Here is a 15,376-nt window from a genome sequence, read left to right as displayed (position 1 = left end):
CGGTCGGGCTCGGAGGACATTGGGGTTTGTACCCGGCCGAGCTGCCGATAATGCGGCCATGACCCAGTCCGCCGCCACCATCGACGATCCCGACATGCGGTGCGCCGGCCGGGACCGCCTTTCGCTGGCGCTGATGGATGCGCGCAACCACACCCTGCACCTCCTGGGCAAGTTCGAGCAAGACCTCGGGCCCGGCTTGGCCGTGCCGCAAGCCCCCGATCTCGTGCCGCCGCTCTGGCTGGCCGGCCATGTCGCCTGGCTGGCCGAATACTGGACGGCGCGCAATCCGCAGCGCGGCCTGGGCCCGGCCTGCCCGGCCGATGCCGTGCGCATCGGCTCGGTGGAGCCGCAGGCCGACCGCTGGTTCGATCCGTCGGTGTTGCCGCACGACGAGCGCTGGTCGGCGGACCTGCCCGACGTGGCCGCCGTCAGGGCCTACCTGCTGGACACGCTGGAGACGCTGCTCGACCTCCTGCAAAAGGCCGAGGACAGCGATGCCTCGCTCTATTTCTTCCGCATGGCGCTGTTTCACGAAGACTTGCGGGGCGAACAACTCCTGGCCATGGCGCAGACGCTGGGGGTGCCGCTCTCGCTGGCGCTGCCGCCCGGCGCGCGGACACGCGAGCCGCTGGCCGTGCCCGCCACGCGCTGGACGCTGGGCTGGCCCGGCCCCGGCTTCGCGCTCGGCATCGAGTGCGGCCACGAGACGGAGGCGGTGCCCGAATATGAGATCGACGCGCAGCCGGTGACCTGGGCGCAGTTCGTCGAGTTCATCGACGACGGCGGCTACGACAGGCCCGAACTTTGGTCGCCCGCGGGCTGGCAGTGGCTGGAGCGCGAGGCGCAGGGCGAAGGCCGGCGCGGCCCGCGCCACGTGGAGCAGATCGGCGTGGCCAGCGGCGCGGTGCTGCAGAACCTGTTCGGCAAGCCCACGCGCATGGGCGGCGGCCAGTGCGCGATGCACGTCAACTGGTGGGAGGCCGACGCCTACGCGCGTTGGGCGGGGCGGCGGCTGCCTACGGAGGTCGAATGGGAGATCGCGGTGCACGTGGCGCACCGGCGCGGCTTCCGTTGGGGCGACGTGCGCGAATGGACCGCCGGCACCTTGCAGCCCTGGGCGGGCTACCGGCCCGATGCCTGGGGCCGGCATGCGGAGATGGATCCTCAGCCGCTCTTCGGTAGCGCGCGCGTGCTGCGCGGCGCGTCGTTCGGCACGCGGGCGCGCATGAAGCATCCGCGGGCGCGGGGATGGGCCTTGCCGGAACGCGACGACGGATTCGTCGGCTTCAGGACTTGCGCGGTCTGATCCGTTTCGGCGGCAGGTCCCACCACGGCAACTCCTGGCGCAGGCTGAGCACTTCGCCGCTGCGCCAGGGCTGGTAGCCGGTCAACGCGCCCAGCTGTGCCTGCCAAGTGGCGGACTGCAGGACTTCGCGCAATGCGCGCGTCGCCGGCTGCTCCAGCGTGTCCTTCAGGCAAGCCAGGAAGTAGTGCTCCTCCACCAGCGGAACGAAGTCCAGCCCGCGCGCCTGCGCGGCGGCCGCGATGCCGAGCCCGGCGTCGGCCGCGCCGCTGGCCACCGCGTGCGCGACCGCGCCGTGCGACGGTTCCGCCGCTTCGCCCGGCGATAGATCGGCGGCGGCCACGCCTTCTTCGGCCAGCAACTCTTCGCACAACAAGCGCGTGCCGCTGCCGATCGCGCGGTGCGCGAACCGCGCCCGCCGGCGGGCCACGTCGCCGAGGGTCCGCAGGCCGAGCGGATTCCCCGGCGCCACGAGCAGCCCCTGGCTGCGCTGCGCGAAGCCGATGAGTTTGTGCCGTCCCGGTTGCAGCAGGGGTTGGTAAGCGCGCTGCGTGTGGCTGCCCAGCCCCGGTTGCCGCGAGCTGTGGAAGCCGGCCAGCGTGCAGCGGCCTTCGTTCAACGCGCTGATGGCGTCCACACTGCCGCAGAAGCGGATGTCCAGGTGCAGGCCGGCCTGGGCGCCCGCGCTTTCCCGCAGCAGCGACAGGCCCTCGTCGTGGCTGGCGAACAGCGTCAGCACCTGCGCGCTGGCGTCGAAGGCGACCGCGAACGCGCGCTCCAGGTCCGCGTGCAGCGCCTCGACCTGCGGCGCGATCCGGGCCTGCGCCTGCCGCTCGGCCCACAGCAGCTTTTCGCCGAAAGGCGCCAGGCGCGCCGGCTGTCCTTTGTCCCACACGATGAGCGGCTGGCCGAGCTCGGTCTCCCAGCGCTTCAGCTCGCCCCACACGTGGCGGTAGGACAGGCCCAGCGCCTGCGCGGCACGCGAGATGGAGCCATGCTCCTGCACCGCATGCAGCAGGTCCATGAGCGCATTGCGGATCCAGCCGCCGCGGGCGCGGTCCGCGAATGAGTACGAGAGTTCCACCCGGCGCATGCGGACGAGTATCGGGCATGTGCCGGCACCCGTCCCGCCAGCGTATGCAACGCGCTTCATAGCTCGCTTTTCCCAGCGGCGGGACCGTGGTTCGCTGAGTAGCATGCCAACAGCATGAACACCTTCCAGGACAGCGCGGCGCGCGCGTTGCAGTTGATCGCCGGCGCCGACTCGATGCTGCTGTCCATCGTCGCGCGCTCGCTGGCGGTGAGCGGGCTGGCCTGCCTGATCGCCTGTTCGCTTGGCCTGGCGCTCGGCGCCTGGCTGGGCGTGTCGCGCTTCGCCGGCCGCGGCGCGGTGATCACCTCCCTCAATACGCTGCTGGCCATCCCTTCCGTGGTCGTCGGCCTCGTGGTCTACCTGTTGCTGTCGCGCTCGGGCCCGCTCGGCTTCCTCGGCTGGCTCTTCTCGTTTCCCGCCATGGTGCTGGCGCAGGCCGTGCTGGTGCTGCCGGTCTGCACGGCGCTGACGCGCCAGGTGGTGGAGGACGCCGAGCGCGCGCACGGCGAGCAGCTGCGCTCCCTCGGCGCGCGCGGCTTGCTGCGCAGCCTGCTGCTGGCGTTCGACGAGCGCTATGCGCTGCTCACCGTGCTGCTGGCCTGCTTCGGCCGCGCCATCTCGGAGGTCGGCGCCGTCATGATCGTGGGCGGCAACATCGACGGCTTCACGCGCGTGATGACGACCGCCATCGCGCTGGAGACCAGCAAGGGCGACCTGCCGCTCGCTTTGGCGCTCGGCATCGTGCTGTTGGCCGTGGTGCTGCTGCTGAACGTGCTGATCGCGGCGGTGGCGCGCTGGCGCGGCGCGGCGGTCGACCGGGGCGAACTCATGCGCGGAGCGACTGCATGAGTGCCTGGGTCCAACTCAAGGGCGTGGACTTGCGCTTCGGAGGTGTCGCCGCCCTGCATGCCGTCGACCTGCGCATCGCTCCCGGCGAACGGGTCGCGCTCATCGGCGCCAATGGCAGCGGCAAGAGCACCTTGCTCCGTGTGCTGCACGGCCTGTTGGCGCCCAGCGCAGGCATCGTCCTGCGCGATGGCAACGCGCGCCAGGCCATGGTGTTCCAGCGGCCGTTCATGCTGCGCCTCTCGGCCATGAACAACGTCGCGCTCGGGCTGTGGCTGCGTGGCGCGCCCTGGAAACAGGCGCGCGAGCAGGCGCTGGCGGCGCTGGGGCGGGTGGGCCTGGCCGACGTGGCATTGCGCAACGGCCGCACCTTGTCCGGCGGGCAGCAGCAGCGGCTGGCGCTCGCGCGCGCGTGGAGCCTGCAGCCGCAGGTGCTGCTGCTGGACGAGCCGACCTCGAGCCTGGACCCGCATGCGAAGCGCGAGGTCGAAGCGCTGATGGCGGAGTTCGCGCAGGCCGGCATGACCCTGGTCTTCGCCAGCCACAACCTCGGGCAGGTGAAGCGGCTCGCCACGCGCGTGATCTACCTGGAGCAGGGCCGTGTGCTCGCCGATTTGCCGGTGCACGCATTTTTCAACGGGCCTCTGGGCGCGACCTCGCGCGAGGCGGAGCTGTTCGTCAGAGGAGAAATCGGATGAGAGTTTGTGCAGCTGTGCTGCTGGGCCTGGCGCTGTCCGCCGGTGCAGCGGCGCAATCGATCACGATGGCCTCGACCACTTCCACCGAGCAGTCCGGCCTCTTCGGCCAGTTGCTGCCGGCGTTCAAGCAGGCCACCGGCATCGACATCAAGGTCGTCGCGGTCGGCACCGGCCAGGCCATCGACATGGCGCGCCGCGGGGATGCCGACGTGCTGTTCGTGCACGACCAGGCGGCGGAGGAGAAGTTCGTGGCCGATGGCTTCGCGTCCAAACGCTACCCCGTCATGTACAACGACTTCGTGCTGGTGGGGCCGAAGGCGGACCCGGCCACCACCAAGGGCAAGGACATCGTCGACGCCCTGAAGAAGCTGGCCGGCGCCAACGCGCCCTTCGTGTCGCGCGGCGACAAGAGCGGCACGCACGCCGCCGAACTTCGCTACTGGGCCCAGGCCGGCGCCGCGGCGAACAAGAGCGCCGGCTACAGGGAATGCGGCTGCGGCATGGGTCCGGCACTGAACATCGCGTCGTCGTCCAACGCCTATGCCATCACGGACCGCGGCACCTGGCTCAGCTTCCGCAACCGGGGTGACCTGGTGGTGCTGGTGGAGGGCGACACGAAGCTTTTCAACCAGTACGGCGTGATGGCGGTCAGCCCGCAGAAGCATCCGCACGTGAAGACGGCCGAAGCGCAGCGCTTCGTCGACTGGGTCGTTTCCCCGGCCGGGCAGGCCACCATCGCCGCCTACAAGATCGGCGGGGAGCAGCTGTTCTTTCCCAATGCCGTGAAGTGAGCGCCGGCAGATGCGGCCTCAGCCGCCGCACGCCGCGCGGATGATCCGCTGCGTCGGATTCGGCTGCGCGTCGAGAAACAGCATCTGGCGCACCGGGGGCTTGCTGTAGTCCGTGATGGTGTGGGGGGTTCCGCGCCACAGGGGCTGCAGGTGGAATTCGCCTTGCAGGTAGCGTGCCTTGCGCTCCTTGCAGTCGATCAGCACGCGCGCGACGTAGGAGCGATAGGGCACGCCTTCCCAGTTCCTGCGTTCCGTGGCGCGGCTCACCCGGATGCGCATCACCCGCTGGTCGCCCTTGGCGTCGATCGGCAGCGGGTCGACCTGGACAGTGTCGACGGCCGGGTCGTCCTGGTGGCCCGTCACCGTGAACCACACCCCCGCCGATTGGGCGCGCACGACACCGCCGAGGGTGACCGCCAGGGCCAGCACGATGGCGCATGTGCGGAACATGTGCGGAATGTTACACGCACGTCGACGGTCGCCTAGCGGACCAGGGCCGCGGATTTCACCTGCGCCCACACCCGCATGCCCGGTGCGAGCGCCAGCTGGTCGGCGGCGCGCGCCGTGATGCGGGCCAGGAGGAGTGACTCGCTTGCGATACCCGCGCTGCCGCCGCGGCAAGCCAGTTGCACCATCGCCTGCGAGGGCCCCTCACCGGTGGCGATGCCGCGGACGTCGCAAGGCAGGAGGTTCTGGATGCTGGTGCCGGCGGGTGGCTGCAGCGCAATGCTGACGTCGCGCGCGAGCACACGCACCCGGGCCGCCTGGCCCACCGCGAGGCCGCTGTCGGCCAGCCACAGTGCGCCGCCTTCGAACGCCACTTCCGCGAGATGCCAGCGGGCGTCCAGCGCCCGCACCGTGCCTTGCAGCAGCACGCCGGTGTCGTCCCCCAACAGCGGCGGCAGGTCGAGCCGCGCGAGGGTCCCGGCCAGCGGTCCGGCGGCCACCACGCGGCCCTGGTCCAGCAGCACCAGCGTATCGGCCAGGCGCGCCACCTCGTCGGCCGCATGCGTGACGTAGAGCATGGGAACGCGCAGCTCGTCGCGCAGCTTTTCCAGCCAGGGCAGGATCTCGCGGCGGCGGGCGAGGTCGAGCGAGGCCAGCGGCTCGTCCAGCAGCAGGATGCGTGGCTGCGCCGCGAGCGCGCGGGCGATGGCGACACGCTGGCGTTCGCCGCCCGAGAGCTGGTGCGGGCGTCGCCCCAGCAGCGGTGCGATGCCCAGCAGGTCGATGACCGCTTCGGCAGAAATCGCTTCCCGCGATGCAGCGCGCCGCGCGCCGAACGCCAGGTTGCCCCGCACGTCGAGGTGGTCGAACAGGCTGGCCTCCTGGAACACGTAGCCGAGGGGCCGCCGCCACGTCGGAACGAAGAGGCCCCGGGATTCGTCTTGCCACAGCTCGCCCTCGACCTCAACGCGGCCCGCCGGCGCACGCTCCAGTCCGGCGACGCAGCGCAGCAGCGTGGTCTTGCCGCAGCCGGAGGGCCCGAAGACGGCCGTGATGCCGGAGGCGGGCAAGGCCAGGTCGACGTCGAGCGTGAACTCGCCACGCGCGAGCCGCAGGCGCAGCTGCGTGTTCATCCGAGCACGCGGGCCGTGCGCCGGTTCAGCAAGCCGAGCGCCAGCAGCACGGCGAAAGAGAACAGCACCATGCTGCCGGCGAGCCAGTGTGCCTGCGTGTACTCCATGGCCTCGACGTGGCCATAGATCTGGGTGGACACGACGCGCGTCTTCTCCGGGATGTTGCCCCCGATCATCAGCACGACCCCGAACTCGCCGATCGTGTGCGCGAAGCTGAGGATGGCCGCGGTGACGAAGCCGGGCCGCGCGAGCGGCAGCGCCACATGCCAGAACGCGTCGAAGGGCGAGGCGCGCAGGGTGGCGGCGGCTTCCAGCGGGCGGGTCCCCACGGCCTCGAACGCGTGCTGCAGCGGTTGCACCGCGAACGGCAGGGAGTACACGACCGAGCCCAGCAGCAGCCCGCCAAAGGTGAAGGGCAGCAGGCCCAGGCCCAGTGCCTGCGTCAGCTGCCCGCCTGCGCCTTGCGGGCCGAAACTCACCAGCAGGTAGAAGCCCAGCACCGTGGGCGGCAGCACCAGCGGCAACGCCACGACGGCACCCACGATCGGGCGCCAGCGCGAGCGCGTGTGGGCCAGCCACCAGGCGAGCGGGGTGGCGATGAGCAGCAGGAGCAGGGTGGTCGCCGCCGCCAGCTGCAGCGTGAGGCGGATCGCGCCCAGGGCCTCCGTGCTGAAGGGCATCACTTGGCCTGGAACTGGTACCCGTGCGCGCGGATGATCGCGCGCGCGGCATCACCGCGCAAAAATTCGAGCAGCGCGGTCGCGGCGGCGTTGCCATGGCCCGTGTTCAACAGGATTGCGTCCTGCCGGAGCGGGGTGTGCAGGTTGGCCGGCACGACCCAGGCGGAGCCCTTCTCGATGCGCCCGTCCACCATCACCTGCGACAGCGCGACGAAGCCGAGTTGCGCATTGCCGGTGGCGACGAACTGGAAGGCCTGGCCGATGCTCTCGCCTTGCACGATGCGGGCGATCACGCCGCGGGGCAGCGCCATGCGGGTGATCACGTCCATGGCGGCGGCGCCGTAGGGCGCGACCTTGGGGTCGGCGATGGCGAGGCGCTCGAAGCCGGCGTCGCGCAAGACTTTCCCCTCTGCGTCGACCACGCCGGCCTGCGCGCTCCAGAGCACCAGCCGCCCGATCGCATAGGTGAAGCGTGAAGAAGCGACCGCCCGCCCTTCGGCCGCCAGCTTCGCGGGCGTCTCGTCGTCGGCCGCGAGCAGCACCTGGAACGGCGCCCCGTTCTTCACCTGGGCGTAGAAGCGTCCGGTGGAACCGATGGCGAGCAGGGCCCTGTGGCCGGTCTCGCGTTGGAAGGCCGCTGCGATCTTCTGCATGGGCGCCGCGAAATTGGCGGCGACGGCCACCTGGACTTCCGCCGCGCGGGCGGTGCCGACGGCGAACAGCAACAGGAGCAGGCAGATGCGCATCGACCGCTATTCAAAAATGGAATAGCGAAAGTATAGACGGAGCGGCACAATCGCCGCATGCCCCGCAAACCGAATGCCCTGCAGCTGGCCGGCGCCCTGGGGCACGCCGGCGCCGACAAGCGTGTGGAGATTCTCCGGCGCGTCGCCGAGGCCGGCTCGATCTCGCAGGCCGCGCGCGACGCCGGCGTGAGCTACAAGGCGGCCTGGCAGGCCCTGGACACGCTGAACAACCTGGCCGGTGCGGCGTTGGTGGAGCGCGCCGTCGGCGGCGCGGGCGGGGGCGGCGCGCGCCTCACGCCGGCCGGCCTGCAAGTCCTGCAGGCGGCCGATGAGGTCGGCCAGGCGCGCCGCCAGGTGCTGGCGCAGCTGGCGGGCAAGGGTCCGCCGGCCCAGGCCGTCGCGGGCCTGGCGCTGCGCACGAGCATGCGCAACCAGCTGCCAGCCGTCGTCGAGAAGGTGCAGGCGCATGCGGGCGCCATGCGGGTCTTGTTGCGCCTGCCCGGCGGGCAATCGCTTGATTCTCGAATCACGCGGGAGAGCGCCCAGTTGCTGGGCCTGGCGGCCGGGCTGCCGGTGCTGGCCTTGTGCAAGGCCACGGCGGTCGGACTGGCGATCGGCGAAGAGGCTGGGAACCGTTTGCAAGGGCACGTCACCCGGATCTCACGCGCAGCGGGCGGCGGTGAGTTCGCGCTGGCGCTCGACGGCGGGCAGAGCCTGGTCGGCTTCGCCGCGGGCGGGCACGGGTTGCGGCCAGGGGACGAGGCAGCAGCGCTGGTGAGCGACGCCGCGATCGTGATCGCGTTGGCGGGCTAGGTTGGCGCCGGTGTGTCGTCGCCCGCGCTGATGCTGGCCAGTGGCATCGCGCCCGAGGTTGGCGACAGGCTCGAAGCGGTCACGGGCACCGGCGTGAGCGGTGGCAGGCTGGAGCTCGAGTAGCCGGAGGAGGCCGGCCCGTCGTCCTGGCCGCCGGCCGAAGGCGACGGCGGCACCAGTTGCAGCATCAGCTCGCGCAATTCACCCATCGCCGGCGAGTGATGCAACTGCTCCGAGGCATGGAGCCAGAGGCCGCCGAAATGGCTGAAGTCGGCCAGCCACGTGGCCCGGACCGTCTTGCGCACCTTCGCTTCGAGCAGCGGCAGGCCCAGCAGCACGCGCAAGGCGGAGGGGCGGTCCCACTGCGCCAGCCGCACCATGCCCACGAATACATCGAAGCCGTCCGGTGCCCGTCCGATCTGGCGGACTTCGATGGTGACGCAGCCGGTGGCGATGCCCCAGCGCCGGAATTGCTGCGCGATCAGGGTCTGATATTCCACCTCGAGGCCTTCACCCCGCCGGTCGGAGGGATGGTAGTCGCTGTCCGGGTCCTGGTGGTCTTGCACCTTGCGGGCGCGTAACTCGCGGAGGAAGAGCTTTCTCAGGTCGAACATGCGTCTCGGGCAACAGCTTGCCGTCCTGCATTTCTGCAGCGTGGAAAGCGGTGAAGGAGTTCCCAAGGGGCCTGGGAACCGGCGTTTGTGAGGCTCGCACGCACCGTTTCGGGCTGCGAACTTTCGGCCGAATTCTATGCGAGGCCGCGCCGTTCTCACTCGTTCGAGTGCGACTTTTGTGCCAGTTTCCTGTAAACCGTTGCGCGGCTGATACCAAGGGCCCGCGCCGCCTCCATCACGTTGCCCCGTGCGTCGCTGACGGCCTGGCGGATGAGGGCGATCTCGACATCGCGCAACGGCAGCCTGGAAGCGCCCGGCCGTTCGCCCGCGGGCTGCGGCAGGGCCGCCAGCCGCAGGCCGGACCACAGCGCCACTTCGAGCGCGGCCGGATCGGCGTCGCGGGCGCGGTCGAACAGCGGCTCCCAGGCCTGCGCGAACAGTTCGCTGCAGTGGATCGGGGCGTGCATGCCTTGCGCCAAGGCCGGCGCCATTTCGCGCGCGGCGGCATTGCTGCCCGTCACCCAACCGTCGCCGTCCAGGCAAACGAGGCCATCGCCGTCGTCGCCCAACGGCCGACCCGGCCAATTGAGCCGCAGCACCAGGCGGTGCGGGCGGGCGAGCGTGAGCGCGTTCTCGATGCTGCGCGCCGATTGCGCGACCAGGTGCTTCAGTTCCGGCCGTTCGGCGGCGTCGATGCCCGTCAGGTCCAGCATGCCGGCGCAGCGGCCATCCGGGTCGAACAGCGGCGCGCCGGCGCAGCTGTAGCAGCCGGTGTCCTGGTAGAAGTGTTCCCCGCGGTGCAACCAGACCGGTTGCAGTTCGGTCAACGCGGCGCCGATGGCCGAGGTGCCCACGCTGCGCTCCGACAGGTCGACGCCGATGCGGGTGATGAGGGTCGCGCGCGGATCGGCGCGGTCGATCGGCCCGTGCGCATCGACCACCACACCGGCTTCGTTGGTGAGGATGGCGAAGTAGCGGCTGCTGGCGATCGCACGGCCGAGCTGCTCCAGCACCGGCCGCGCCGCGGCCACCAGCTGGTGGTTGGCTTCCTTCACGCGGCGAAGTTGCTCGACCGGCAGCACGTCGAAACCGACCCGGTCATCCGGGCGCTGGCCGCTCTCCAGGCAGCGGCGCCAGGAGCGTTCGATCCAGGGCGGTGAACCAAGGGCTGGCAACCCTTCCTCCATGACGGAGCGGCGCGCGGTGGCGATCTGCAACAGGCGCGTTGGCGTGGTGGCGGGCACTTGCATCGGCGCATTGTTCCATTTTGAGAATTTCCTGTCCGGCCCGATTGCAACCTAGGGTTTCGCCTAGGGAGGGGCCCCGGACCGGGTTCAACAATGAACGCCCCCAGGTCATCCCCAGGAGACAAGAGAGATGCTCGTCCAACTCAAGGTCAACGGCAAGGCGTCGCAGGTCGACGTCGCGCCCAACACGCTGCTGGTCACTGCGTTGCGGGAGAACCTGCGGCTCACCGGCACCCACGTCGGCTGCGACACCGCCCAGTGCGGCGCCTGCACGGTGCTCGTCAACGGGCGGGCGATCAAGTCGTGCAACACCCTGGCCGCGCAGCATCCGGGGGCCGAGATCACCACCATCGAAGGCCTGGCCGCCGCCGACGGCACCATGCACCCGATGCAGGCGGCCTTCAAGGAATGCCACGGCCTGCAATGCGGCTTCTGCACGCCCGGCATGGTGATGAGCGCGGTGGACCTGTGCAAACGGCACCCGACCGCCAACGAAAGCCAGATCCGGGAGCAGCTCGAAGGCAACCTCTGCCGCTGCACGGGCTACCAGAACATCGTCAAGGCCGTGCAGCAGGCGCAAGCCGCCACGGCCAAGGCCTGAAAGGGGAACCGCCATGGGTGCATCCGACTTCTCCAAGCTGCCGCACATCGGTGAATCGGTCCGCCGCAAGGAGGACTACCGCTTCCTGACCGGCGCCGGCCAGTACACCGACGACATCAACCTGCCGAACCAGCGCTATGCCGTGTTCGTGCGTTCGCCGCATGCGCATGCGAGCATCACCGCGATCGATACCGCCAAGGCCTCGGCAATGCCGGGTGTGCATCGCGTCTTCACCGGCAAGGACGTGGAAGGCAAGATGGGCGGGCTGCCGTGCGGCTGGCTGATCACCAGCACGGACGGCCAGCCGATGAAGGAGCCGCCGCACCCTATCCTGGCCCAGGGCAAGGTCCGCTACGTGGGTGACCACGTGGCGATGGTCGTGGCCGACACGCTGGAGCAGGCGAAGAACGCCGCCGAAGCGGTGGATGTCAGTTACGACGTGCTGCCCGCCGTCGTGAGCGTGCGCGACGCGGCGACAGCGACCGCGTTGCACGAGGCCGCCCCGGACAACCGCTGCTACAAGTGGGCCATCGGCGACAAGGCCGCCGTCGACGCGGTGTTCGCGAAAGCGCACCACATCACCAAGCTGGACCTCACCAACCAGCGCCTGGTGGCGAACCCGATGGAGCCGCGCGCGGCCATCGGCTCGTTCAACCGGGCCAATGACGAATACACGCTGTACGTCTCCAACCAGAACCCGCACGTCGAACGCCTGCTGATGACCGCCTTCGTGCTCGGCCTGCCCGAGCACAAGGTGCGCGTGATCGCGCCCGACGTGGGTGGCGGCTTCGGCGCCAAGATCTTCCTGTACGCGGAGGACGTGGCGCTCACCTGGGCCGCCAAGCAGCTCAATTGCGCGATCAAGTGGACGTGCGACCGCAGCGAGGCCTTCCTGTGCGACGCGCAGGGCCGCGACCACGTGAGCCACGCCGAGATGGCGATGGACGCGCAGGGCAAGTTCCTGGCGCTGCGCGTGAAGACCGACGCCAACCTGGGCGCCTACCTCTCCACGTTCTCCACCGCGGTGCCGACCATCCTGTATGCGACGCTGCTGGCGGGCCAGTACACGACGCCGCAGGTCTACGTGGAAGTCGACGCCTGGTTCACCAACACGGCGCCGGTCGATGCCTACCGCGGCGCCGGGCGCCCTGAAGCCACCTACATGCTGGAGCGCCTGGTGACGCGCTGCGCCTGGGAGATGAACCTGTCGCAGGACGAGATCCGCGAGCGCAACTTCATCACGACGTTCCCGTACCAGACGCCGGTGGCCTTGCAGTACGACACGGGTGACTACGTCGGCGCGCTGCACAAGGCCAACGCGCTGGCGGACGTGAAGGGATTCGACGCGCGCCGCAAGGCCAGCGAGGCCAAGGGCCTCAGGCGCGGCATGGGCTACAGCAGCTACATCGAGGCCTGCGGCATCGCGCCGTCGAACATCGCGGGTGCGCTCGGTGCGCGCGCCGGCCTGTTCGAATGCGGCGAGATCCGCGTGCACCCGACGGGCAGCGTCACCGTGTTCACGGGTTCGCACTCGCATGGCCAGGGCCACGAAACGACATTCGCACAGGTCGTGGCGGCGCGGCTGGGCATCCCGGTCGAGAACGTCGACGTGGTGCACGGTGACACCGGCCGCGTGCCGTTCGGCATGGGGACCTACGGCTCGCGCTCCATCAGCGTGGGCGGGGCGGCCATCATGAAGGCGCTGGACAAGATCGAGGCCAAGGCCAAGAAGATCGCGGCGCACCTGATGGAAGCCGGCGACGGCGACGTCGAGTTCGCGAACGGCGAGTTCACGATCAAGGGCACCGACAAGAAGGTGGCTTTCGGGCAGGTCGCGCTGACGGCCTATGTGCCGCACAACTACCCGCTGGACAAGCTCGAGCCCGGGCTGAACGAGACGGCCTTCTACGACCCGACCAACTTCACCTTCCCCGCAGGCACTTACATCGCCGAAGTGGAAGTGGATCCGGCGACGGGCGTGGTCCGCATCGATCGCTTCACCGCGGTCGATGACTTCGGCACCATCATCAACCCGATGATCGTCGAAGGCCAGGTGCATGGCGGCCTGGTGCAGGGCATCGGCCAGGCGCTGATGGAGAACTGCGTGTACGACAAGGACAGCGGCCAGCTGCTCACCGGCTCCTTCATGGACTACGCCATGCCGCGCGCCGACGACCTGCCGCAGTTCACGCTCGACACGGTCTGCACCCCCTGCACGCACAACCCGCTGGGCACCAAGGGTTGTGGCGAGGCCGGCGCCATCGGTTCGCCGCCAGCGGTCATCAATGCCGTGCTGGATGCGCTCAAACCGCTGGGCGTGAAAGACCTCGACATGCCTGCCAGCCCGAGCCGGGTGTGGGAAGCCATCCAGGCCGCCCGGCCCTGAACGAACAGAAGGAGAAAATCACATGTACGCATTCACCTTCGAACGTCCCGCCTCCACCGCCGATGCGGTGAAGCTCGCCGGCAACGGCGGCGCGAAACTGCTCGCGGGCGGGCAGACCCTGCTGGCCTCGATGAAGCTGCGCCTGGCGAACCCCGAGCAACTCGTCGACCTGGGCGGCATCGCCGAATTGTCCGGCGTGCGCAAGGACGGCAACGCGCTGGTCATCGGCGCGATGACCCGGCACGCCGAAGTCGCGACGAACGCGGACGTCAAGTCCGCGTTGCCGGCGCTGGCGGATCTCGCCGGCGGCATTGGCGACCGTCAGGTTCGCGCGATGGGCACCATCGGCGGTTCGGTCGCGAACAACGACCCGTCGGCCTGCTACCCGGCGGCTTTGCTGGCGCTGGGCGCGACGGTCATCACCAACCAGCGCAAGATCGCGGCCGACGATTTCTTCCAGGGCATGTTCACGACGGCCCTGAAGGATGGCGAACTGATCACGGGCGTGAGCTTTCCCACCGCGAAGAAGGCGGCCTACATCAAGTTCAAGCAGCCCGCGTCGCGCTTCGCGCTGATCGGCGTGTTCGTCGCGCAGACCGACAGCGGCGTCCGCGTCGCGGTCACCGGCGGCGGCAATGGCGTATTCCGGCACAAGGGGCTGGAGGATGCGTTGGCCAAGAGCTTCACGCCGGAGGCCGCGGCTGCCGTGAAGGTCGACCCGGCCACGATGTCCAGCGACCTGCACGCCAGCGCCGCATATCGCGCCAACCTCGTGAGCGTGATGACGCAGCGGGCGGTGGCGAAGGCGCTGGGCTGACGCAAGAGAAACTCCCTCTCCCCTCTGGGGAGAGGGCTGGGGTGAGGGGCACGCGCGCCAGCACCCTCACCCCAACCCTCTCCCGCAAGCGGGAGAGGGAGCCATCCATCCCTCGATGACCACTCCCTTCCCCTCCATCGACGCATTGCAGCAAGCCCTGGCCGGCGCCGGCTACTTCGCCGACCGCCGCCTCGCCACGGCCGTCTACCTCGCGCTCAAGCTGCAGCGCCCGCTCCTGCTGGAAGGCGAGCCCGGTGTCGGCAAGACGGAATTGGCCAAGTCGCTCGCTGTGGCGTTGCAGCGTGCCCTCATCCGCCTGCAGTGCTACGACGGCCTGGAACTGCGTGAGGCGCTGTACGAGTGGAACTACGCCGCGCAACTGCTGCACATGCGCGCGGCCGAGGGCAAGGAAAGCACCGAGCAGATCGAGCGCGAGGTCTACCAGGACCGCTACCTGATCCGCCGCCCGTTGCTGCAGGCGCTGCAGACACCGGAACCCGGCGCCGTGCTGCTGATCGACGAAGTGGACCGCGCCGACGAGCCGTTCGAAGCCTTCCTGCTCGAGTACCTGGGCGAGTACCAGGTGAGCATCCCCGAGATCGGCACCATCGCCGCGCGCGCCGTGCCGGTGACCATCCTCACCAGCAACCGCACGCGCGAGCTGAACGACGCGGTCAAGCGGCGCTGCCTGTACCACTGGCTGGACTACCCGGAGCGCGAGCGCGAGCTGGCCATCGTGCGCACGCGCGTGCCCGAGGCCAGCGAGAGCTTGTCGGCGCAGGTGGCGCTGTTCGTCGGCCGCTTGCGCAGCCAGCCGTTCGCCAACGCGTTCCAGCGCGCGCCCGGCATTGCCGAAAGCGTGGAATGGGCCAAGGCGCTGGTGGCCCTCGACACGCTCGAGGTCGACCCGGAAGTGGTCGCCGACACCGCCGGCATCCTGTTCAAGCAGCGGGAGGATGTGGCTGCGTTGACGCGGGACATGGCGGTGGAGTTGTTGAAGCCGGAAGAGGTGGCGTGATGGGCTCGCTGCCTTCCTCCCTCCCCCTTTGGGGGAGGGCTGGGGTGGGGGCATGCGCGACGAGCCATCTTCACTCGCGCGGGGGGGGGGGGGGGGGGGGGGGGGGGGGGGGGGGGGGGGGGGGGGGGGGGGGGGGGGGGGGG

Annotated in this window: 16 protein-coding genes; 9 read left to right on the top strand and 7 right to left on the bottom strand. The window is 70.0% G+C overall.

Going from position 1 to position 15,376, the window contains the following annotated elements; translation table 11 throughout:
• The first annotated feature begins 58 nt into the window (after nucleotides 1-58).
• On the top strand, nucleotides 59-1,306 hold the full coding sequence (locus FN976_RS22490) for an SUMF1/EgtB/PvdO family nonheme iron enzyme (protein WP_255440730.1): 1,248 nt from the start codon (nucleotides 59-61) through the stop codon (nucleotides 1,304-1,306).
• Here FN976_RS22490 and FN976_RS22485 read toward each other — a convergent pair.
• Entirely contained in the window at nucleotides 1,287-2,396 is a 1,110-nt protein-coding gene (locus FN976_RS22485; protein ID WP_145895319.1) for a substrate-binding domain-containing protein, read from the bottom strand. The two genes, FN976_RS22490 and FN976_RS22485, sit on opposite strands and share 20 nt — an antisense overlap.
• A gap of 114 nt (nucleotides 2,397-2,510) precedes the next feature.
• Between FN976_RS22485 and FN976_RS22480 the strand changes: the two genes are divergently transcribed.
• Genes FN976_RS22480 through FN976_RS22470 form a run of 3 tightly spaced genes read left to right on the top strand, consistent with a single transcriptional unit; the run spans nucleotide 2,511 to nucleotide 4,731 of the window.
• Nucleotides 2,511-3,245: an ABC transporter permease gene (locus FN976_RS22480; RefSeq protein ID WP_145895318.1), complete on the top strand. Its 735-nt coding sequence runs from the start codon at nucleotides 2,511-2,513 to the stop codon at nucleotides 3,243-3,245.
• Nucleotides 3,242-3,940, top strand: coding sequence for an ABC transporter ATP-binding protein (locus FN976_RS22475; protein WP_145895317.1), 699 nt, complete (start codon nucleotides 3,242-3,244; stop codon nucleotides 3,938-3,940). Before FN976_RS22480 ends, FN976_RS22475 begins: the two co-directional genes overlap by 4 nt.
• Entirely contained in the window at nucleotides 3,937-4,731 is a 795-nt protein-coding gene (locus FN976_RS22470; protein ID WP_145895316.1) for an ABC transporter substrate-binding protein, read from the top strand. The genes FN976_RS22475 and FN976_RS22470 overlap by 4 nt, the downstream gene beginning before the upstream one ends.
• A gap of 18 nt (nucleotides 4,732-4,749) precedes the next feature.
• Here the strand turns inward: FN976_RS22470 and FN976_RS22465 are convergent, their stop codons facing one another.
• Genes FN976_RS22465 through modA form a run of 4 tightly spaced genes read right to left on the bottom strand, consistent with a single transcriptional unit; the run spans nucleotide 4,750 to nucleotide 7,737 of the window.
• On the bottom strand, nucleotides 4,750-5,181 hold the full coding sequence (locus FN976_RS22465; RefSeq protein ID WP_145895315.1) for a surface-adhesin E family protein: 432 nt from the start codon (nucleotides 5,179-5,181) through the stop codon (nucleotides 4,750-4,752).
• Between the two features lie 32 nt (nucleotides 5,182-5,213).
• Nucleotides 5,214-6,311, bottom strand: a complete 1,098-nt coding sequence (gene modC, locus FN976_RS22460; protein ID WP_145895314.1) for a molybdenum ABC transporter ATP-binding protein — start codon at nucleotides 6,309-6,311, stop codon at nucleotides 5,214-5,216.
• Nucleotides 6,308-6,991, bottom strand: a complete 684-nt coding sequence (gene modB / locus FN976_RS22455; RefSeq protein ID WP_145895313.1) for a molybdate ABC transporter permease subunit — start codon at nucleotides 6,989-6,991, stop codon at nucleotides 6,308-6,310. The genes modC and modB overlap by 4 nt, the downstream gene beginning before the upstream one ends.
• Nucleotides 6,991-7,737 carry a molybdate ABC transporter substrate-binding protein gene (modA, locus tag FN976_RS22450; RefSeq protein ID WP_145895312.1) on the bottom strand — a complete coding sequence of 249 codons (747 nt, stop codon included), beginning with the start codon at nucleotides 7,735-7,737 and terminating at the stop codon, nucleotides 6,991-6,993. Before modA ends, modB begins: the two co-directional genes overlap by 1 nt.
• 57 nt (nucleotides 7,738-7,794) lie before the next feature.
• Between modA and FN976_RS22445 the strand changes: the two genes are divergently transcribed.
• Complete coding sequence (locus FN976_RS22445) at nucleotides 7,795-8,550, top strand: TOBE domain-containing protein (RefSeq protein WP_145895311.1); 756 nt, start codon at nucleotides 7,795-7,797, stop codon at nucleotides 8,548-8,550.
• Here FN976_RS22445 and FN976_RS22440 read toward each other — a convergent pair.
• Nucleotides 8,547-9,164, bottom strand: a complete 618-nt coding sequence (locus FN976_RS22440; protein ID WP_145895310.1) for a hypothetical protein — start codon at nucleotides 9,162-9,164, stop codon at nucleotides 8,547-8,549. The genes FN976_RS22445 and FN976_RS22440 overlap by 4 nt on opposite strands.
• A 155-nt stretch (nucleotides 9,165-9,319) precedes the next feature.
• Nucleotides 9,320-10,414, bottom strand: a complete 1,095-nt coding sequence (locus FN976_RS22435) for a sigma-54-dependent Fis family transcriptional regulator (RefSeq protein ID WP_145895309.1) — start codon at nucleotides 10,412-10,414, stop codon at nucleotides 9,320-9,322.
• A 127-nt stretch (nucleotides 10,415-10,541) separates the two neighbouring features.
• Here FN976_RS22435 and FN976_RS22430 point away from each other — a divergent pair, with 127 nt between their 5' ends.
• The 4 genes from FN976_RS22430 (at nucleotide 10,542) to FN976_RS22415 (ending at nucleotide 15,233) form a co-directional block, all read left to right on the top strand.
• On the top strand, nucleotides 10,542-11,012 hold the full coding sequence (locus FN976_RS22430) for a (2Fe-2S)-binding protein (protein WP_145895308.1): 471 nt from the start codon (nucleotides 10,542-10,544) through the stop codon (nucleotides 11,010-11,012).
• A gap of 13 nt (nucleotides 11,013-11,025) precedes the next feature.
• Complete coding sequence (locus tag FN976_RS22425; RefSeq protein ID WP_145895307.1) at nucleotides 11,026-13,398, top strand: xanthine dehydrogenase family protein molybdopterin-binding subunit; 2,373 nt, start codon at nucleotides 11,026-11,028, stop codon at nucleotides 13,396-13,398.
• 22 nt (nucleotides 13,399-13,420) lie between these two features.
• A complete protein-coding gene (locus FN976_RS22420; RefSeq protein ID WP_145895306.1) occupies nucleotides 13,421-14,215 on the top strand; it encodes an FAD binding domain-containing protein in 795 nt (264 codons plus the stop codon).
• Between the two features lie 115 nt (nucleotides 14,216-14,330).
• Nucleotides 14,331-15,233 carry an AAA family ATPase gene (locus tag FN976_RS22415; protein ID WP_145895305.1) on the top strand — a complete coding sequence of 301 codons (903 nt, stop codon included), beginning with the start codon at nucleotides 14,331-14,333 and terminating at the stop codon, nucleotides 15,231-15,233.
• Nucleotides 15,234-15,376: the final 143 nt, after the last annotated feature.

This window comes from Caenimonas sedimenti (assembly GCF_007833165.1).
Classification (GTDB): domain Bacteria; phylum Pseudomonadota; class Gammaproteobacteria; order Burkholderiales; family Burkholderiaceae_C; genus Ramlibacter; species Ramlibacter sedimenti.
Note: the sequence above shows the minus strand (reverse complement) of the source record. Positions and strands in the feature narration are given on the sequence as shown.